Genomic DNA, 19637 nt, shown 5'->3' with positions numbered 1-19637 from the left:
CAAGAGGCTGCAAACCGTGAAAGGTTCGCGTCGCGGCATGCCCAAAATCAAGCGGTTTTCCGCGGTGGGGTACGAATCCGGCTGCCCTCCGCCACCCACCTGCCGCGCCGGTGCGGTGCGGTGCGGTGCGGTGCGGTGCGGTGCGGTGCGGTGCGGTGCGTGTGCGAACGCGGACCGATGCGGAGCGGCAGGTGGGCGGCGTACACCCGGTCCGCCGCCTTCGCGGCGCGCCGCGGTGGTGGCCCAGGCAGTACTGGCACGACTTCGACCACGTCATCGCCACCGATCACAACCGGGTCAAGGGCACCTCGCCGCATGACCCGACCCGCCCGGAGGACGTAGCCGAGGGCGGTGGTATCTGGCTGCATATGGACCACGGCGACGGTACGTCGGCCTGCGCAAGCCGGCGATGGGCGCATCCCGAGGCCTGACACCACCTCAAGGCTTGGCCACGTGTCTGAATGGCGTGACCGCGAGCCGCCGGTCACGCCGTCCGCCCCGGTCACGCCGTCCGTCGGCCCTGCCCGAGGTCGGGCCCGTCGATCAGCGTGTCCAGGAGGCCGCCGAGCACCGCGCGCTGCTCGTCCGTCAGCGGGGCCAGGATCTCCTCGGCGGCGCACCGGCGTGCGCCGTGCAGTTCCCGCAGGGCCGCGTGCCCTGCGGCGGTGAGCTCGATCCGGATCACCCGGCGATTGGCCGGGTCCGGTACGCGGCGCACCATCCCGGCCGCCTCCAGTCCGTCGACCAGCGTCGTCACCGCCCGCGGCACGACCTCCAGGCGCTCGGCCAGATCGGCCATACGGGGCGGCGAGCCGTAGTGCGCCAGGGTGCGCAGCAGCCGGGACTGGGCCGGTGTGATGCCGAGGTCGCGGTGCTCGAGATGGCGCTTCTGGATGCGGTGCACGCGGCGGGTGAGCCGCAGCAGCTGCTCCGCGAGCAGGCCGTCGGGATCGGGGGCGGTCATGGGGGAACAATATCAGGATGATGTTCATTGTGAGTATAGGTAACAATGACTTATGATCCGTGAGATCCGCGCACGTCTGCCCGGCGGCAGGCCGCGTCGGCCTCCCTCCCGCCGTCTTCCGAAGGAGCCCATGCACCCCGGTCGCGAATCCACCTGGACCGCACCCGCCGACGCCAGGGAACAGCCCCGGCAGGTGCGCCGCATCCTGAAGCTGTTCCGTCCCTACCGCGGCCGCCTGATGATCGTCGGGCTGCTGGTCGGCGCGGCGTCGCTGGTGTCGGTCGCCACCCCCTTCCTGCTGAAGGAGATCCTCGACGTCGCGATCCCCGAGGGGCGCACGGGCCTGCTGAGCCTGCTCGCCCTCGGCATGATCCTCGGCGCCGTCCTCACCAGCGTCTTCGGCGTGCTGCAGACGCTGATCTCCACGACCGTGGGCCAGCGCGTCATGCACGACCTGCGCACCGCCGTCTACGGCCGGCTGCAGCAGATGTCCCTCGCCTTCTTCACCCGCACCCGCACCGGCGAGGTCCAGTCCCGCATCGCCAACGACATCGGCGGCATGCAGGCCACCGTGACCTCCACGGCGACCTCCCTGGTCTCCAACCTCACCAGCGTGGTCGCCACGATCGCCGCCATGGTCGTCCTCGACTGGCGCCTGACCGTCGTCTCGCTGCTCCTCCTCCCCGTCTTCGTGTGGATCAGCCGTCGCGTCGGCAGGGAACGCAGGAAGATCACCACGCGGCGCCAGAAGCAGATGGCCGCGATGGCCGCCACGGTCACCGAGTCGCTCTCCGTCAGCGGCATCCTGCTCGGCCGCACCATGGGCCGCTCCGACTCGCTCACCCGCGCCTTCGCCGACGAGTCCGAGAGCCTGGTCGGCCTCGAGGTGAAGTCGAACATGGCGGGCCGCTGGCGGATGGCCGTCATCACGATCGTCATGGCCGCCATGCCGGCCGTCATCTACTGGACCGCGGGCATCGCCCTCCAGCTGGGCGGCCCGGATGTCTCCCTCGGTACCATCGTCGCCTTCGTCTCGCTCCAGCAGGGACTGTTCCGCCCGACCGTGAGCCTGCTGTCGACCGGCGTTCAGATCCAGACCTCGCTCGCGCTCTTCCAGCGCATCTTCGAGTACCTGGACCTGCCGATCGACATCACTGAGCGCGCCGACCCCGTCCGCCTCGACCGCATCAAGGGCGAGGTCCGCTTCGAGGGCGTCGAGTTCCGCTACGACGGCAAGAGCGGCCCCGTCCTCGACGGCATCGACATCACCGTCCCCGCGGGCAGCAGCCTCGCCGTCGTCGGCCCGACCGGCGCCGGCAAGTCCACACTGGGCCACCTGGTGCCGCGGCTGTACGACGTGACGGCCGGCCGGGTCACCCTCGACGGGGTCGACGTGCGCGACCTCGACTTCGACACCCTCGCGCGCGCGGTCGGCGTCGTCTCGCAGGAGACGTACCTCTTCCACGCCTCGGTCGCCGAGAACCTGCGCTTCGCCAAGCCGGACGCCACCGACGCGGAGCTGGAGGCGGCGGCGCGGGCGGCGCAGATCCACGACCACATCGCCGCCCTGCCCGACGGCTACGACACGGTGGTCGGCGAGCGCGGGCACCGTTTCTCCGGCGGGGAGAAGCAGCGCCTGGCCATCGCCCGCACCATCCTGCGCGACCCGCCCGTCCTCGTCCTCGACGAGGCGACCAGCGCCCTGGACACCCGTACCGAGGCCGCTGTGCAGGCCGCCATCGACGCCCTGTCCGCCGACCGCACCACGATCACCATCGCGCACCGCCTGTCCACCGTCCGGGGCGCCGACCGGATCGTGGTCCTCGACTCCGGACGCCTGGCGGAACAGGGCCGGCACGAGGAGCTCCTGGAGCGGAACGGGCGGTACGCGGCCCTGGTCCGCCGGGACGCCCGACTGGAGCCGACAAGATGACGATATGCCGGGTTTGCGTGCAAACGGGGGTTACCGTGCCCGCATGCAGACGAACACTCCGAGACGGAGCACGAGAGGCACCGGGAGAACGATCCGACTGACGCGCCGGGGCCGTATCGCCCTGATCGTGACCGGCGCCGTCGTGGCCGGTACCGCGGTGGCGGTGCCGTTGCTGGTGACGGACGAGGAGGGCGACTCCCGCCCCACCTCCCTGGTGATCCCGGAAGGCTGGCGCGCGACCCAGGTCTACGAGGCCGTCGACAAGACCCTTGCTCTGGCCCCCGGCACGACCAAGAAGTCCCTGGCCAAAGCCAACCTCGAGCTGCCGAACGACGCCGAGGGAAACCCGGAGGGCTATCTCTTCCCGGCGACCTATCCGCTCGGCGACAACCCGACGCCCGAGAAACTGCTGACGGCCATGGTCGACACGGCGAACGAGCGGTTCAACGGCGCCCCGATCGCCGCGGGCGCCCAGCGCAACGCGCTGAACGTCTATCAGGCGGTCACCATCGCCAGCATCGTGCAGGCCGAGGCCGCCACCGAGGAGGACATGGGGAAGGTCGCCCGGGTGATCTTCAACCGGCTGGAACGCGGCATGCCGCTCCAGATGGACTCCACCATCAACTACGCCCTGCGCCGCTCCACCCTGAAGACCACCACCGAGGACACCAGGATCGACAGCCCCTACAACTCGTACCAGCGCATGGGCCTGCCTCCCACGCCCATCGACAATCCGGGCGACGAGGCGATCCGCGCCGCGATCGCGCCGACCCCCGGCGACTGGCTGTACTTCGTCACGGTCAAGCCGGGCGACACCCGCTTCACCGCCGACTACGCCGAACACCAGCGCAACGTCGCCGAGTTCAATCGCATCCGGCAGAGCGCCTCGAAGGAGCCCGCCGAGACGCGGTGACCGGCCGGCGTCACGTGGCGACCGGTTCCTGTTCGGCCAGCAGTCGCCTGATGTCCCGTACGGCCGCGCGTCCGGCCCGGTTGGCGCCCACGGTGCTGGCCGACGGCCCGTAGCCGACGAGATGGATCCGAGGGTCGGCGACGGCACGCGTCCCCTCGACACGGATCCCGCCCCCCGCCTCCCGCAGCCGCAGCGGCCTCAGATGGCCGATCGCGGCCCGGAACCCGGTCGCCCACAGGATGACGTCGGCGGCCGCCCGCCGTCCGTCGCTCCACTCGACCCCCTCGGCCGTGATCCGGTCGAACATGGGCCGCCGGTCCAGCACCCCCGACTCCAGACCCGCCCGGATCGCGTCGTTCAGCGGCAGTCCGGTCACCGTCACCACGCTCTTCGGCGGCAGGCCCTGCCGCACCCGTTCCTCGACGAGCGCCACCGCGGCCCGGCCCGCGTCCTCGTCGAAGGGCCCCTCACGGAAGACGGGGGGCCGCCTGGTCACCCACGTGGTGGCCGCCGCGTACGGGGCGATCTCCAGCAGATGCTGCGTCCCGGAGGCGCCCCCGCCCACCACGACCACGCGCTGCCCGGCGAACTCCTCGGGGCCGGCGTACTGCGCGGTGTGCAACTGCCGCCCCCGGAAGGTCTCCTGCCCCGGAAAGCGGGGCCAGAAGGGCCGGTCCCAGGTGCCGGTCGCGTTGATCAGCGCCCGCGCCGTCCAGAGGCCGGCCGACGTCTCGACGAGCAGCCGCCCGCCCGTCCCCTCGCGCACCGCCCGCACGTCGACGGGCCGCCGCACCCGCAGATCGAAGGTCCGCTCGTACGCCGCGAAGTACTCGCCGACGACCTCGGCGGACGGCCGCGCCGGATCCGCGCCGGTCAGCTCCATACCCGGCAGGGAGTGCATGCCGTGCACCTTGCCGTACGTCAGCGACGGCCAGCGGAACTGCCAGGCGCCGCCGGCCCGGGGCGAGTGGTCGAGCACCACGAAGTCCCGCTCGGGCTCGAACCCGGCGCGCCGCAGGTGATGGGCCGCGGCGAGCCCCGCCTGACCGGCACCGATGACGACGACCTCGACCTCCTGTGTGTTGTTCACATTTCTACCAACGGATTCGCGCGTCCCGGTCTTCCCCCGGTCCGCCCAGGACGATCACGGGCCCGACGCTCCCCCGCCCGGCTCGCCGCGTACGTCAGGATGGGGGCATGCCAGATGCCTTCACCACCCGAGTCCTGAACCTCGTCACCGGCTCGTCGGAGCGGGTCGCCGACATCACCGGTGACTGCGAGTCCTTCCTGCGCGAGGCGGCGGCCGGCCGCGACGGTCTCCTCAACGTCTTCGTCCCGCACGCCACCGCCGGCATCGCGGTCATCGAGACCGGCGCCGGCAGCGACGACGACCTGCTGGCCGCCCTGCACACCCTGCTCCCCGCCGACGACCGCTGGCAGCACCGCCACGGCAGCCCCGGCCACGGCCGCGACCACGTCCTGCCCGCCTTGGTACCGCCGCACGCCACGCTGCCGGTGATCGGCGGACGCCTGGAACTCGGCACCTGGCAGTCGGTGTGCCTGGTGGACACGAACGTCTCGAATCACAACCGTCAGGTGAGGTTGTCGTTCCTCGGATAGTGCCGCGTCTGACGTCACTGCAGGAGTGGCATCCGGCCGCACAAACGAGGCGCCCTTCGGAGCGGTCATAGCCGCTCCGTCCGGCGGTTCCTCCCGTCAGGGCATCGCCACAGTCGGACCGGAGCTCCACCGTGCGCGAGGACTGGCCTTCGCCCCACCGCGCAGTCTGCTCGTGTCTGGTGGAGACCGACGAGCATCACCGGTCGCCGGGGAGCTGACGTCACGAGCGTGGTCGGCGTCAGAGGTGCCGGCGCATCACTGCGATGCAATTGGCTCGAGCCGCGATTGATCGGTCCCGGGGATACGGCACGCCGAGGTTCATCCCGCTGTCGGTGGTGATCGGGGGTTGCTGCCAGGCGAGGCTCATCCGCGCGCCGGCATCCGCTCGGGCCGTCGCTACGAGAGCCGAGCAGGGGCCCGCGACGGCTGATGCCTCGATCTGAAGCCAGGCTTGGTGAAGTGCCATCCGTGCGAGCAGGCCGTTGACCTCGTCGGTGAGCTGCTGCCGCACGGCGGGGGAGGACTGGGGCCGGCGCCGTATGCGGTACGGCATCTCCAGGTACTCCTCGACCGTGGTCAGTGCTTCGGCGAAGGTCTTGGCGCGGCTTTCCCTGCGTACCGCCCGCTGACCGAGGGGTACGCCAGGTAGGCGCCGAAGAGAGCGATGCAGGGGACGACCACCGCGGCTGTCCGGGTCCAGGTCCAGCCGCTGTCCGTCGTCCGTGCTGCCGTCGTGACGACCTGCACACATCACTCCCCGGCATGCCGTGAGGGGCGTCCTCCACTGGGAGGTGTCGAGCTCTCCCGACTCTCCGTTCGTATGAGCCGGCTTCCTCCACGGCGGCGGCCGGAGCGTCGTCGAACGGAGGTCTGCGTGGGGCAATGGCAGTCGCTCGTCGGCCCGTGGACCTGCCTCGTACAGCCATGCCGGAGCCCCCGTTGGTCTGCCAGTCGCACAGCACCTCGCCGGTGCGGCGATCGGTGCGGGAGGCGATCTGCGGGAAGACAGCGCCGCGTACACCTGATGCAGGCCGAAATCGCCAGCAGCACAAGGAAGTTGATCGTGAGGCAGGGGATCCTGCGACGCGGATGTGCCGCCGCCCGGGCGGGCACGGGCCCGACCGTTGTCAGTGCCGCGGTCTAACGTGATCGGTAACTGCTCATGAGGTCCCCGTTCAACGGGTGACGGGGAGGAACAGCGCCATGCACCAGGAAATCGCCGACGAGGACCGGTTCGAGATGCCCGCCGCCTGGCTGCGGGCCCTGCCCGTGCTCCGGGCCGCCGCGAAGCCGGCCGAGGACGCGGTGGAGAAGGCCGCTCGCCGCTACGCGCAGGAGGCGGCCTGGTTCGAGGAGATGTTCTCCTCCTCCGGCAGCGACCCGGAGCTGGTGAAGGAGGGCCGGGCCCACCGGGAGGGCAGTCCCTCTCCGCTCGGAGCCGCCGTGGAGATCGCCGTTGGCTGGCACTACGCGATGGTGGACGTGCTCGTCGACGCCTGCGTGACCGAACACGGCCTGCCGTTCGCCGCCCGTGCCGTCGTGGAGCTGGGATGCGTCAACCCCCATTACATGCAGGCGGGTTCCCGACGGTACGACGCGGCGCTGCGCAGAGCGACCGGTTACCAGACCTACTACGTGCGGGAGACCGCCGCCCGTATCCGGGACCTGCTCGCGGCGGTCGACGAGGAGACCCGACGGCGGGCCGTCGAGGCCCTCGCCGGCCTCCGGGACAGCGCCGAGCGCCGCATCGTGGTCTCCTACCTGGTACCCGAGGAGCATGCCTGGGTCGACGAGTGCTGCGACGGCCCGATACCGAGCGACTCCGTCCTGCGGCGCATGCTCCTTCTTTCCCTGTACCGGCCGGAGCAGATCGCCCGCATCGGCGAAGGAGCACGACTCGGCTGGAACGGCTGGAACCTCCAACTGCTCGCCACCCTCGCGAACCGGCTCGGTCCCGACGTCGGGTCCCTGCTGGAGGACGCGTTCGACGGAGCCTACGGATCCGACGGACACCGGGACGTCGCGGGCTGGGCCGCCGAACTGCCCACCGACGACGCCTTCCGCCTGCTGCTGAAGAACGGCGGCGACCGCAATGTCCGCCCCGCCCTGCTCGACGCCATGAACCGCTACCCTCGTCGGGCCCTGCGGCTGCTCTCCGCCGCCGCGGCGGGCGACAGCGAACAGGCGTCCCTCTCCCGGATGCTGCTGCCCCTGCACGTGGTGACCCACCCGGAGCTCACGAAGGAGACGTTGCCCGCCCTGCCCGAGGCGTCCGCAGCCGTCGTCGCCCCGCTGCTGAAGCGGGGCGAACGGGACGCGGAAGCGCCTGCGGAGGCGCTCCCCGCCCTGCTGGTCGCCCCGCCGTGGACCCGGAAGCGCACCAGCCGCAAGGCCCGCGTGGCCCGCGACGTCCCCGGGGCGCCGCAGGCCGAGGTGGCCTTCAAGCCCGGGGAGCAGGAGGCCTGGGCGGCCACCGTCATCGCCGAGACCCCCTGGTGGCGCGAGTACGACTGGTCCCGCGAGATCCGGCAGATGCAGCAGGGGACGTGGCGGGGCAACATCCACGCCGCCCGCCTCTTCGTCACCGGCCCCGAGGACGTCGTACGCCCACTGCTCGACGCCTTCGCCCCCGAGCACGTCTGGGACACCGAGAGCCACCTCAGGCCCGTCGCCGCCCGCCACGGCCTGCACGCCCTGCCGATGCTGAGCCGGCTCGCCGCCCGTTACCCGGCCACCGCCTGCGGCCTGCTGCTGCCCTACCGCAGCGTCGAGGTGGCCCGGCAGATGGCCGAGTGGCTGGTGCGCCGCCAGTCGCTGAGGCCCACGGTTCTCGCCTGGCTCCGCCGCCACGGCCGGGCCGCGGCCGCCTTCCTCGTTCCCGACGCCGTCGGCCCGGCGGGCAGGCCCCGCACCCACGCAGAACACGCCCTGCGGCAACTCGCCGCAGAGGTGGGCGCCGAGGCCGTGCGGGAGACCGCCGCCGGCTGCGGCGCCGAGGCCGAGGAGATCGTCGCCGACCTCCTCGCCGGCGATCCTCTGGAGGCCGCCCTTCCGGCGAGGATGCCGTCCCCCTGCACCTGGGCCGACCCCGCCCTGTTCCCGCAGATCCGGCTCACCAGCGGCCGCGGCGCCCTGCCCGCCGACGCCGTCCGCCACGTGACGACCATGCTGCAGATCTCCAAGCCCGGTGACGTCTACCCCGGCCTCGCCACCGTCACCGAGCACTGCGACACCGGCTCCCTCGCCGAGTTCGCCTGGGCCCTCTTCGAGACGTGGCGGTTCCACGGCATGCCGGCCAAGGACAGCTGGGCCCTCCACGCCCTCGGCCTCCTCGGCGACGACGAGACCGTCCGCCGTCTCACCCCCCTCGTGCGTGCCTGGCCCGGCGAGAACGCCCACCACCGGGCCGTCGAGGGCCTCACCGTCCTCGCCGCGATCGGCACCGACACCGCCCTGCGCCATCTGCACGGCATCTCCCAGCGTGTGCCGTTCAAGGCCCTCAAGAAGCGAGCCCGGGAGAAGATCGACGAGGTCGCCGAAGGACTCGGCCTCACCACCGACCAGCTCGCCGACCGGCTGGTCCCCGACCTCGGCCTCGCCGGCGACGGCAGCACCGTCATCGACTACGGCCCGCGCCGCTTCACCGTCACCTTCGACGAACAGCTCCGCCCCTGTGTCCGCGACGAGACCGGCAAGCTCCGCAAGACCCTGCCGGCCCCGGGCGTCAAGGACGACCCGGAACTCGCCCCCGCCGAGCGCAAGCGGTTCGCCGCCCTCAAGAAGGAGGTCCGGACCATCGCCTCCGACCAGCTGCGCCGCCTGGAGGCCGCCATGGTCACCGGCCGCTCCTGGACCGCCGCCGAGTTCCGCGAACTGCTCGTCGAACACCCCCTTCTGCGCCACTTGGTGCGCCGCCTGGTCTGGCTCGGTGACGGCGACGGCGACGGCGACGGCATGGTGACCGCGTTCCGTGTCGCCGAGGACCTCACCCTCGCCGACGTCCACGACGACGCATGGACCCTCCCCACCGACGCCACCGTGCGCCTCGCCCACCCCCTCCATCTGGGAGACGAAACCGAGGCCTGGGCCGACCTCTTCGCCGACTACGAGATCCTCCAGCCCTTCCCGCAGCTCGGGCGCCCCGTGCACGCCTTCACCGACGCGGAGGCCACCGGCCACCGGCTGACCCGCTTCGAGGGCGTCACCGTCCCCGTCGGCAAACTCCTCGGCCTCACCAAGCGCGGCTGGGAACGCGGCACGCCCGAGGACAACGGCGTGGAACGCTGGTTCTCCCGCCCGATCGCCCGCGACCGCCACCTCGTCATCGCCCTCGACGACGGCATCGCCGTCGGCATGGTCGCCGAGTTTCCCGACCAGACCCTGGAGACCATATGGATCGACACCGCCCCCGGTGACTACTGGCGCAGCCACACGTACCCGCACCGCCTCGGAGAGATCGACCCCGTCATCGCCTCCGAGATCCTCGCCGACCTGACCGACATCACCGCCAAGTGAGCCCCGCCATGACCACAGTGAGCGACCCGCACCCGCCCCGCCTGCAGCGCCCGCCCGCAGAAGTGCGCCACGCCGACGAACTCGCCCAGCTGCGTGCGGGGGACACCGACCCGCGGCCGCCCGGCTGGCAGCTCAGCCTCCGTGCCGCCCTCCGCTTCGTGGTCGGAGACCCCGACGCCGGCATCAGCCGCAAGTTCGTCGGCAGCCCCTCGCTCGTCGAACGGGCCCTGGTGACCCTGGCCACCAACCGGGGCCTGATGCTCGTCGGCGAACCCGGCACTGCCAAGTCGTTGCTCTCCGAGCTCATCGCGGCAGCAGTCAGCGGCACCTCCACGCTCACTGTGCAGGGCGGCGCGGCCACCACCGAGGACCAGATCAAGTACTCCTGGAACTATGCCCTGCTGGTCTCCGAAGGCCCCTCCCGCCGCTCCCTCGTTCCCGCCCCCATGCTCCGCGGCATGGCCGAGGGACGCATCGTCCGCTTCGAGGAGATCACCCGCTGCCCCCTCGAGGTCCAGGACTGCCTGCTCTCCCTGCTCTCCGAACGCGTCGTCGCCGTACCCGAACTCGACGGCGACGACGGCATGGTCTTCGCCCGCCAGGGCTTCAACGTCATCGCCACCGCCAACACCCGCGACCGTGGCGTCAATGAGATGAGCGCCGCCCTCAAACGCCGTTTCAACTTCGAGACCGTCTTCCCGATACCCGACCTCGACACCGAACTCGCCCTCGTCGAGGCCGAGTCCACCGCCCTGCTCCGCGAGTCCGGAGTCGAGCGGGCACCCGACCCGGACGTCCTCGAGGTACTGGTCGGTACCTTCCGCGAACTGCGCGGCGCACCCGGCCAGGGCGACCGGCCCTCCGCGGTGATGAGCACCGCCGAAGCCGTCTCCACGGCCCACGCCGTCGGCCTGCGCGGCTGGTTCCTGCGCGGCGAGGCCGGCAACGCCGCCGACATCGTCTCCTGTCTCGCCGGCACCGCAGCCAAGGACAGCCCCGAGGATCTCGCCCTCCTGCGCCGCTTCCTCGAACAGCAGGCCCGCCTGCGCCGAGGCCCCCAGTGGCAGGCCCTCCACGAGGCCCGGCACCTGCTGGACCAACGGTGAGCGATGCCCGCGTCACCTTCCTGGGGGTGCGCCACCACTCACCGGCCTGCGCCGGCCTCGTCCGCCGCACGATCCGCGAACTGCGCCCGGCATACGTCCTGGTCGAGGGCCCCGCCGACATGAACGACCGGATCGGCGAACTGCTCCTCGGACACGAACTGCCCATCGCCGTCTTCAGCCACTACCGCGGCACCGAACGGGTCGCCACCTCCTGGGCCCCGCTGTGCGCGTACTCGCCGGAATGGGTGGCACTCACCGAGGGCCGTACCGCGGGCGCCGAGGTCCGGTTCATCGACCTGCCCGCCTGGCACCGCGCCTTCACCGACCGCCCCGACGGCGCGGCCAACCGCTACGCCGACGCCGAGGCCCGCTACAGCCGCGCCACCGAACGGCTCCGCGCCCGTTACCGGGTCGACACCGTGGACGCCCTGTGGGACCGCGTCTTCGAGATCGCCGATCCGGACGGCCTGCAGGACCGCCTGGACGCCTACTTCGCCCTGGTGCGCGGCGACACCGAGGCCGATGACGGAGACCGCGCCCGCGAGCAGTACATGGCCTCCTGGGTCCGTGCCGCAGTCGCACACGCCGGCAGCCGGCCGGTCCTGGTGGTGACCGGCGGCTTCCACCAGCCCGCCCTGCGCGCCCTCACCGCCGCCCCCGGCACGTCCGCGGGCGCGGAACCCACCGCATGGCCCCCGGTGCCCGTCCCACCCGACGGGGCCGCGGGCGGCAGCTTCCTGGTGCCCTACTCCTTCCGCCAGATGGACGCCTTCGCCGGCTACCAGTCCGGCATGCCGTCCCCTGGCTACTACCAGCACCTGTGGGACGAAGGCCCCGACGCGGCCGCGAAAACCCTCCGTCGCACCGTCGTGGAACGGCTCCGCGCCCGCCGCCTCCCCGCCTCCACCGCCGCCCTGATCTCCGCCCACACCCTCACCGAAGGCCTCGCCGCCCTCCGCGGACACCCCCGCCCCGCCCGCGTCGACGTCCTGGACGGCCTCGCCGCCGCACTGATCACCGACGACCTCGACCAGCCGCTCCCCTGGAACACCGACGGCCCCCTCAGGCCCGGCGCCCACCCCGCCGTCGTCGAAACGGTCGTCGCCTGCACCGGCGACCGCACCGGCCGCCTCCACCCCGACACCCCGCTGCCACCCCTGGTCCACCACGTGACCGCCGAGGAGATCCGCCTCGGCCTCGACGGCGACCGCACCCTCGACCTCGACCTCACCAACCCCCGAGGGCTCGAACGCAGCCGCTTCCTCCACCAGCTGCGCATCCTCGGCATCCCCGGCCACACCCGCCTCACCGGCCCCGACCACGGAGCCGACCCCCGCGACCACGAAACCTGGGAACCCAGCCCCCGCACCGGCCGCGACGCCGCACTGACCGAGGCCGGCGCCTACGGAGCCCGCCCCGACGAGGCCGCCACAGCCCTCCTCGCCCGCCGCCTCCGCGACACCGGTACGGCCGCCGACGCCGGGACCACCGCCGCCCTCCTCTTCGACGCCGTCCTCTGCGGAGCCGGAGCCCTCTCCCGCGACCTCCTCGACGGCCTCGCCCACCGGATCCGTACCACCGCCGACCCCGGCCCCCTCGGGCGGGCCCTCGCGGTGGTCCTGGGCCTCTGGCGCCATGACCGCGTCTTCGGCACCGCCCGTGACCCGCTGCTCGGCACCGTCCTCGACCACGCCGTCGACCGGCTCTTCCACCTGGTAGAGGGCCTCCACGGCGGCCCGCCCGGCGTCGACGTCCCCCGCCTGCGCGCCCTGGCCGCCGCCCGCGACGCCCTCCTCCACGCCGCACCCGCCCTTGCTCTCACCCCGGAAACCGCCGCCGCGACCGCCGCCCGTATCGCCCGCGACCGGCACGCCCCCGCCGACCTGCGCGGCGCCGCCCTCGGCCTGCGCCGCGCCCTCGGAGCCCTGGCCGAACCCGCCGGCGAGGCCGAAGCGTTCGCCGTCGCGGCCGACCCCTCCGTCCTCGGCGACTGGCTGGCCGGCCTGCTCGCCCTCGCCCGCGAAGAAGTCCTGCGGCCCGCCCCGAAGGGGGAGCAGTCCCTGCTCGACACCCTGGACGGCGTCGTCACCACCATGACCGACGACGTCTTCCTCCATGCCCTGCCCGCCCTGCGTCAGGCCTTCGCCTTCTTCCCGCCCCGTGAACGCGAACGCGTCGCCCAACTCCTCCTCGACCGCCGGAACCTGCACGGCTCCGCCCGCACCCTGCTGCGCACCACCGCCGACCCGCTGCTCCTCGCCCGTGCAGCGGCCCTCGAGGAACACACCGACCTCCTGCTCGACCGGCACGCCCTCGGAGCACCCCGATGACCCCCGACGACCCCCGCGCAGGACTGGAACGCTGGCGGCTGATCCTCGGCGCCCCCGCCGAACGCCGCACCGGCGGCCTCGACGGCCCGGACGCCGCCCGCGACACCGCCCTCCAGTGGCTCTACGGCCGCGACGACGACCTCGCCCGCCGTGGTGAACGCCGCGGCACCGCCGACGGCCGGGAGGGCGGCGACGGCCCCTCCACGCTCGCCGTCGTCGACTGGCTCGACGACATCCACCGTCTCTTCCCCCGGGAGACGGTCGAACGCCTCGAACGCGACGCCGTGGAGACCTACGGCATCGACGAGATCGTCACCGATCCCGACGTTCTCCTCCGCGTGGAACCCAGCACCAGCCTGCTGCGGGCCGTGCTGCGCACCAAACACCTGATGAACCCGCAGGTCCTGGCCGCCGCCCGGCGCATCGTCGAAGCCGTCGTGCGCGACCTGACCGAGCGGCTGAGGCCCGAGATCCGGCGCGCCCTCACCGGAACCCGCTCCCGCCGCCCCAGCCGGACCCCCCTCGCCCGGAACTTCGACTTCAGGGCCACGATCCGCGCCAACCTCGCCCACTACCGGCCCGAGGACCGCCGCATCCTCATCGAGCAGCCGCACTTCCACTCCCGCACCCGCCGCCACATCGAGCAGTGGCAGCTGATCCTCCTCGTCGACCAGTCCGGCTCCATGGCCGGATCCGTGATCCACTCCGCCGTCACCGCTGCCTGCCTCTGGGGCCTGCCCGGACTGCGCACCCACCTGGTCGCTTTCGACACGCAGGTCGTCGACCTCACCTGTGACGTCACCGACCCCGTCGAACTCCTGATGAAGGTCCAGCTCGGCGGTGGCACCGACATCGCCCGCGCCGTCGACTACTCCGCCGGCCTCGTCGACAACCCGCGCCGCACGATCGTCGCCCTGATCACCGACTTCTACGAGGGTGGTGACGCCCACCGCCTGACCCGCACCGTCCGCGACCTGACCGGACAGGGCGTCACCGTCCTCGGCCTCGCCGCCCTCGACGAGGAGGCCGCCCCCTCCTACGACCGCGACCTGGCCGGCCGCCTCGCCGAGGCCGGCGCACACATCGGCGCCATGACCCCCGGCCACCTGGCCGAATTCGTCGCCGAGAGAATGGCCCACGGAGGACGAACGGCATGACCCGCACCGACCTGCTCGCCCTCACCCCCGACACCCTCGCCGCCCTCGCCAACCGCGGCCTGGTCAAACGCGCCGCCAAGGACCTCGACGCCGGAGCAGGCCCCGACCTGGACGTCACCGGCGACCACACCGTGCACGGCTGCTTTCCCGACGGCACCGAGACCCGACTGCCGCCCGGCACCACCCTGCAGGACGCCCGCTGCAGCTGCGAGGCCCACGGAGTCTGCCGCCACCGCATCGGCCTCGTCCTCGCCTACCAGCGCGCCGCGACCGCATCGGACACCCCGCCGCCCTTCACCGACTGGTCCCCCGGAAGCATCGACGACACCGCCCTCGCCGAGGCCTTCGGCCGTCCCGCCCTCACCGCGGCCCGGCGCACCCGCGACCGCGGCTACCAGGCCGTCCTCCACCGCCCCACCCCCGCCGACCCCGTTCCCGCCGTCGAACTCCCCGCCTGCACCGTCCGCTTCCCCGTGCCCCACCGCCCCGGCTTCGCCGTCACCGACGCAGCCGAGCCGCTGCGCGGCGCGACGGTCGTACTTGCCGTCTGGGCCTTCCGCGCCGCCGACACCGAGGGCAGTGACCGAGTCACCGTCGGAGGAAAGGAAACAACCCCGGACAACGGCGACAGCGCCCACCGCGCAGCCATGGACCTCGTCGACGAACTCCTCGTCGAAGGCGTCCCCCAGGCCGGCCCCGTCCTGGACGGAACCCTCCGCCGTGCCGGCGCCGCCCTCACGGCCGCCGGACGCCACTGGCCCGCCGCGGCCCTCGAGGGGATACGCCACCAACTCGCCGAGCACGCCGTCCGCGGCGCCCGCCACGACCGTGAGACCCACGCCCTGCTCCTCGCCGAACTCCACGCCCGCCACCGCGCCGCCCCCACCGACCCCGCAGCCGTCCTCGGCACTGCCGAGACGGCCCGCACGGCCTTGCGCCGCGTCCGCCTCGTCGCCCTCGGCTGCCACGTCGACGGCTCCGCCCGCGACCGCACCGCCGACGTCTTCTTCGCCCACCCCGGTGCCGGTATCGTCCTCGTTCTGCACAAACGCTGGGAGCTGCCCGACGGTCAGGCGCCCACCGGCCACGACCTCGGCTCCCGCAGGATCCTCGGTACGAACCTGCGCACCCTTGCCGCCGCCAACGTGGTCAGCGAGGCCACCTCCCGCACGGCCGGCCGCGCCGTGGAGATCTCCCGCGGACGGATCGCCACCACCTCCGTCACCCCCGTCGGCACCGCCTGGGACGACCTGCCGCCCGGGCTGCTGGTCACCGACCTCGCCGCGCAGTTCCCCGCCCCCGGTGCCCTCCCTCCCCGCCTCGTCCGCCCCCGGGTGGAGGCCGAGTCCATGCGCGTCCTCGCCGTCGCGGAGGCCGGACCCGTGCGGTACGACCCGGCCGCACAGCGCCTCGAAGCCGTCCTTCACGACCCGGCCGGCAACGAGGCCCTGCTGAGCACCGCGCACAACCCCCACTGCCCCGGCACCCTGGACGCCCTGGCCGACGCCCTCGCCTCCGGCACCGTCGACCGGATCAGCGGTTCCCTCCGCCATGACCGGGGCAGGGTCCTTCTCGCCCCTCTCGCCGTCCGCACCTCCCACGGCGTCCTCGTCCCCGACCTCGCCCCCGGCGACGGCGACACCGCCCTCCCCGTCGCCCCGCACCCCCCGGACGACCCCCTCACCACCGCCCTGGAACAGGCCCTCGCCGCCCTCGCCGAGGCCGCCCACCACGGCCTGAAGAACCTGACTGCCACCGACCACGACACCCTCGCATCAGCAGCCGCCCTCCTGCACCGAACCGGCTTCCACACCACCGCGGACAAGGTCTCCGCTGTGACGACCACCCTCCGCACCCACGGCCCGGCCCCCGCCACTTCCCACTGGCACACCGCCGTCATCCGCCTCGCCACAACCCTGGAACTCCACCGGACCGGCCCGTATACATCGCCGTGACTGGAAATGATGGTCCGGCGCGTTTGCGTTGAGCCCCAGCATCTTGTGCACGTCACCCTCGATCAGCTCTCGGTTCGGTGGGACAGACCGGGTCCACGTGGGGCGGTCGCGGGGCGGGCGGCTGGTGGCGCCGACGCGGACGCCGTCCTGGCCGGAGACGGAGCCGACGGCCGGGACCAGGAGATCCTGACAAAGGATGTGCGAGTGCTCAGGAGCGGCGGGCCCCGGGAGGACCGAGGAGCGCGACCAGCCTCCCTTCAGGGAGGCCAGCTATCCTCGGGGTTGCCTTAACGGAGGTTGGCGGACACCAACAGGGACAATGCCAACCGTCAGGTCCGTCTGAGCTTCCTCGGCTGATGCGTCTGACGGAACTGTAGCGTCGAATCCCGGCCGCACGGCATACCTCTTGGCCCGTGCGTAGGGGAGTGGGTCGGCTCCCAGCGAGACTCAACCCACGGCTACCGAGTCCGCTTGGCCTGCACCGGGACCTGCAGCACCTTCGTGACCCAGTGCTACGTCTGCTCACAGTTTCAAGCGCGTGTGTTACAGAAGGTGATATTCCTGGCTGGCTGGCCGCCAGGCCTGTGTGCGCTGCCCTGGCTGAGAAGCCGTATCTCAACCGATCACGGAACGTGCGGTTCGAACGGACTTCCCGCCTGGGTGAACTTCCCGTTGTACGCGCATGGAGACAGGGCCTCTCGGTAGCTCGGGGATGCGAATCTGACCGAGCAGTGCCGGGAGGCCCTGGTGTCCTTGTTGTACGTGTCCGAGCTCGTCCAGTTCAACTCGGCAGCACCATCGTGTGATTGCCTCGCGCACGTGTACGGCAACGCGGCCGGCCATCCCGATCGGGTGCGCCGGTATCCGTCGGACATGACGGACGCGGAGTGGGCGGTCATCCGGCCTTTGCTGCCGGTGCCGGCCTGGTTCCAAGGGCGGGGCGGACGGCCTGAGGGCTACTGCCACCGCCAGCTGCTGGACGCGATCCGCTACCTGGTCGCGGGCGGAATCTCGTGGCGGGCGCTGCCCGCGGACTTTCCCGACTGGGGCCGGGTCTACGCTTTCTTTCGCCGCTGGCGTGAGCACGGGCTGATCACCGAGTTCCACGACCGGCTGCGTGGGAGGGTCCGTGAACGCGAAGGTCGTGAGGCCGAGCCCACGGCGGGGATCATCGACGCGCAGTCGGTGCGGGCCGCCGCGACGGTGCCGGCCGCCTCCCGCGGCTACGACGGCGGGAAGAAGGTGCCGGGGCCGCAAGCGGCACATCGTGACCGACTGCCTCGGCCTGCTCCTGACCGTCGCGGTCACTGCCGCGAACATCGGCGACCGGGACGCCGCCGCGGGCCTGCTGGCCCGGCTGCGCGGCTTGCGCCGCGATATCACCCTCGTCTGGGCCGACGGCGGCTACACCGGCTCCCTCGTCGGCTGGTGCCGGGACAAACTCGCCCTGACGTTGGAGATCGTCAAGCGCACCGACGACATGACAGGGTTCGTGGTGCTGCCGAGGCGGTGGGTGGCAGAGCGCACGTTCGCATGGTTGATGAACTCCCGCCGTCTGGCCCGGGACTACGAGGCCCTGCCCGCCACCAGCGAGGCGATGATCCGGTGGTCGATGGTCACGCGGATGAGCCGGCGTCTGGCACGGCCACCAGCCGCCGGCCGGCACTGAATGCCCCCGACGCCTCCAGGAGGAGCCACCCGCGCTCCGCCAGGCGCCGGGCTTTCGACCGCAGCCCCTCGACCTTCGCCGGTGTCGCCCCCAGGCCCAGCTCCACCGCGATCTCCTTGGCTCGAAGCGGCCCGTGACCCATGGATCGCTGCTGTTCCAGCACGCCCACAATCCGCTGATAGTCCGGCGCCAAAGCCGTCACCGGCAGCCCTTCCCGCCAGGGCGGCACCGTCGAGCCGGGCACCGGGGCGAGCGACGGCGCCGCTTCCTCCGCCGCCTCGGCCGTGGTCACGGCAGTGGACTCGGCCGCAGAGACTGCCAGGGCCTCGATCAGTTCCTCCCGCGCGATCACCCGCCGGTCCAGCTCGATCTCCGCGGTCTCCAACACCTCAGCCAACCGCGCGACTTCCTCCCGCAGGCCCTCCACCCGCACGCGGGCAGCCGTCTCTCGCTCCCTCCAGCATTCCCAGCACCGACGCCACCGCGCACCCCTCGACCATGAAGCGGACACAAGACGTCGCGATGCCTCCCTCAACCCGAGCGAAACCATGCCTGACCAGCAGGAATCAAGGGATCACGTTCGGTTGAGACACGGCTTCTAACGGGTGTCCAATCGCCTGGACGTTTGGCATCGCGCCAGGTCAGGGCGTGGGCGGCTTCGATGGGGGTGTGCGGCTGGTCGGCCGGAGCCCAGGTGCCGCGGTGCGGTTTGAGGGCGACCACGTAAGCCAGGCCGGCCTCACGCAGTGCGAGGTACCAGTCGTCGCTGACGGAGTAGGCGCAGTCAGCGACCACCGCCCGGCAGCCGAAGCCCGCCTCCTTCCCGCGGGCCGCGAGGGCAGCGGCCAGCTGCGGTTTCGTACGGAAGGCCGGATCGGACCGGCCGCGGGCGAAGTGGTGGGCTGGGGTGTAAGGAGTCGCGTGCAGCGGGTAGTACACGCGGCCGTCGGTCCACACCGTGGTCACCGTGACAATGCCGTTGTCGGTCTTGCCTAAACGGCCCAGCCACTGCCGGCCCACGTGCGCGGTCGCCGTGCCGTCCTTGCGGTCCCCGGAATCGTCGATCACGATGACCCCGCCATCGTGCGGAGCCGTCGCCGGCTGCTCGAGCAGCAGCTCAAGCCGCCGGTCGTTGATCAGCTCGGCCTCCCACGGCGACTCGGACAGGAAGAACTGCAGCCGCTGCACCCCCGGCATCCCCGCACCCGCCACCGGCTCCGCCCCTGCCAGACAGGTGATCGTCTTGTTCCGCTCCCGCGGTGCCAGCAGCCCGGTCAGGTACTCACGAAAGCCCCGGCGCTGGGCCAGGCTGAAGAAGAGGTCGTCGAACCGGGCCGCGTACTCCTCCAACGGCCCCGGCGCGGGCGGACACGGGCGGCGAGCGGTCATCTTCAGCCCGCAGCACAGCAGTTGACTTCTTCTCACCGGCCTACGGCCAATCCGACCTGCAGTCAACCCACACCATCACCGGATTT

14 protein-coding genes and 1 pseudogene are annotated in these 19637 nt (G+C 72.2%); 10 read left to right on the top strand and 5 right to left on the bottom strand.

All coding sequences use genetic code 11. From position 1 onward, the window contains the following. Positions 1 to 201 precede the first annotated feature (201 nt). Positions 202 to 404 (top strand): annotated as a pseudogene (locus ACZ7G3_RS08655) (hypothetical protein); the annotation flags it as partial. 98 nt (positions 405 to 502) lie between these two features. Here the strand turns inward: ACZ7G3_RS08655 and ACZ7G3_RS08650 are convergent. Further along, a complete protein-coding gene (locus ACZ7G3_RS08650; protein WP_470924259.1) occupies positions 503 to 964 on the bottom strand; it encodes a MarR family winged helix-turn-helix transcriptional regulator in 462 nt (153 codons plus the stop codon). Between the two features lie 130 nt (positions 965 to 1094). On the opposite strand from ACZ7G3_RS08650, the gene ACZ7G3_RS08645 reads away from it, so the two are divergent. Together ACZ7G3_RS08645 and mltG are read left to right on the top strand one after the other, a co-directional pair. Continuing rightward, positions 1095 to 2897: an ABC transporter ATP-binding protein gene (locus tag ACZ7G3_RS08645; protein ID WP_470924257.1), complete on the top strand. Its 1803-nt coding sequence runs from the start codon at positions 1095 to 1097 to the stop codon at positions 2895 to 2897. A gap of 43 nt (positions 2898 to 2940) precedes the next feature. Further along, a complete protein-coding gene (gene mltG / locus ACZ7G3_RS08640) occupies positions 2941 to 3810 on the top strand; it encodes an endolytic transglycosylase MltG (RefSeq protein ID WP_470924255.1) in 870 nt (289 codons plus the stop codon). A 10-nt stretch (positions 3811 to 3820) separates the two neighbouring features. On the opposite strand, the gene ACZ7G3_RS08635 is transcribed toward mltG, so the two are convergent. Further along, positions 3821 to 4900, bottom strand: coding sequence for an NAD(P)-binding domain-containing protein (locus ACZ7G3_RS08635; RefSeq protein WP_470924253.1), 1080 nt, complete (start codon positions 4898 to 4900; stop codon positions 3821 to 3823). Positions 4901 to 5007: 107 nt separating this feature from the next. Here ACZ7G3_RS08635 and ACZ7G3_RS08630 point away from each other — a divergent pair, with 107 nt between their 5' ends. After that, a complete protein-coding gene (locus ACZ7G3_RS08630) occupies positions 5008 to 5430 on the top strand; it encodes a secondary thiamine-phosphate synthase enzyme YjbQ (RefSeq protein WP_470924251.1) in 423 nt (140 codons plus the stop codon). 238 nt (positions 5431 to 5668) lie between these two features. Here the strand turns inward: ACZ7G3_RS08630 and ACZ7G3_RS08625 are convergent, their stop codons facing one another. After that, the gene (locus ACZ7G3_RS08625; RefSeq protein ID WP_470924250.1) at positions 5669 to 6181 is read right to left on the bottom strand and encodes a hypothetical protein; all 513 of its coding nucleotides are present in this window, start codon (positions 6179 to 6181) and stop codon (positions 5669 to 5671) included. Positions 6182 to 6633: 452 nt separating this feature from the next. Between ACZ7G3_RS08625 and ACZ7G3_RS08620 the strand changes: the two genes are divergently transcribed. From ACZ7G3_RS08620 to ACZ7G3_RS08595, 6 genes are all read left to right on the top strand, one after another. Continuing rightward, positions 6634 to 9945 carry a DUF4132 domain-containing protein gene (locus tag ACZ7G3_RS08620; protein ID WP_470924248.1) on the top strand — a complete coding sequence of 1104 codons (3312 nt, stop codon included), beginning with the start codon at positions 6634 to 6636 and terminating at the stop codon, positions 9943 to 9945. An 8-nt stretch (positions 9946 to 9953) separates the two neighbouring features. Beyond that, the gene (locus tag ACZ7G3_RS08615) at positions 9954 to 11051 is read left to right on the top strand and encodes an ATP-binding protein (RefSeq protein ID WP_470924246.1); all 1098 of its coding nucleotides are present in this window, start codon (positions 9954 to 9956) and stop codon (positions 11049 to 11051) included. Continuing rightward, a complete protein-coding gene (locus tag ACZ7G3_RS08610) occupies positions 11048 to 13381 on the top strand; it encodes a DUF5682 family protein (RefSeq protein ID WP_470924244.1) in 2334 nt (777 codons plus the stop codon). The genes ACZ7G3_RS08615 and ACZ7G3_RS08610 overlap by 4 nt, the downstream gene beginning before the upstream one ends. Beyond that, positions 13378 to 14538: a VWA domain-containing protein gene (locus ACZ7G3_RS08605; RefSeq protein WP_470924242.1), complete on the top strand. Its 1161-nt coding sequence runs from the start codon at positions 13378 to 13380 to the stop codon at positions 14536 to 14538. Before ACZ7G3_RS08610 ends, ACZ7G3_RS08605 begins: the two co-directional genes overlap by 4 nt. Then, entirely contained in the window at positions 14535 to 16493 is a 1959-nt protein-coding gene (locus ACZ7G3_RS08600; RefSeq protein WP_470924240.1) for a hypothetical protein, read from the top strand. The genes ACZ7G3_RS08605 and ACZ7G3_RS08600 overlap by 4 nt, the downstream gene beginning before the upstream one ends. A gap of 873 nt (positions 16494 to 17366) precedes the next feature. Then, positions 17367 to 18162, top strand: a protein-coding gene (locus ACZ7G3_RS08595) for an IS5 family transposase (RefSeq protein WP_470924239.1) whose coding sequence is annotated in 2 segments (ribosomal slippage) — positions 17367 to 17738 and positions 17740 to 18162 — 795 coding nt in all. Because the reading frame shifts where the segments join, the coding sequence is not laid out codon by codon here. Here the strand turns inward: ACZ7G3_RS08595 and ACZ7G3_RS08590 are convergent. Together ACZ7G3_RS08590 and ACZ7G3_RS08585 are read right to left on the bottom strand one after the other, a co-directional pair. Beyond that, positions 18110 to 18595 (bottom strand): hypothetical protein, encoded by a 486-nt coding sequence (locus ACZ7G3_RS08590; RefSeq protein WP_470924237.1) that lies wholly within the window; start codon positions 18593 to 18595, stop codon positions 18110 to 18112. The two genes, ACZ7G3_RS08595 and ACZ7G3_RS08590, sit on opposite strands and share 53 nt — an antisense overlap. A 98-nt stretch (positions 18596 to 18693) precedes the next feature. Beyond that, positions 18694 to 19551 (bottom strand): IS701 family transposase, encoded by an 858-nt coding sequence (locus ACZ7G3_RS08585; RefSeq protein ID WP_470924236.1) that lies wholly within the window; start codon positions 19549 to 19551, stop codon positions 18694 to 18696. Positions 19552 to 19637 lie beyond the last annotated feature (86 nt).

It is taken from the genome of Streptomyces sp. NPDC037271 (genome assembly GCF_055603605.1).
Note: the sequence above shows the minus strand (reverse complement) of the source record. Positions and strands in the feature narration are given on the sequence as shown.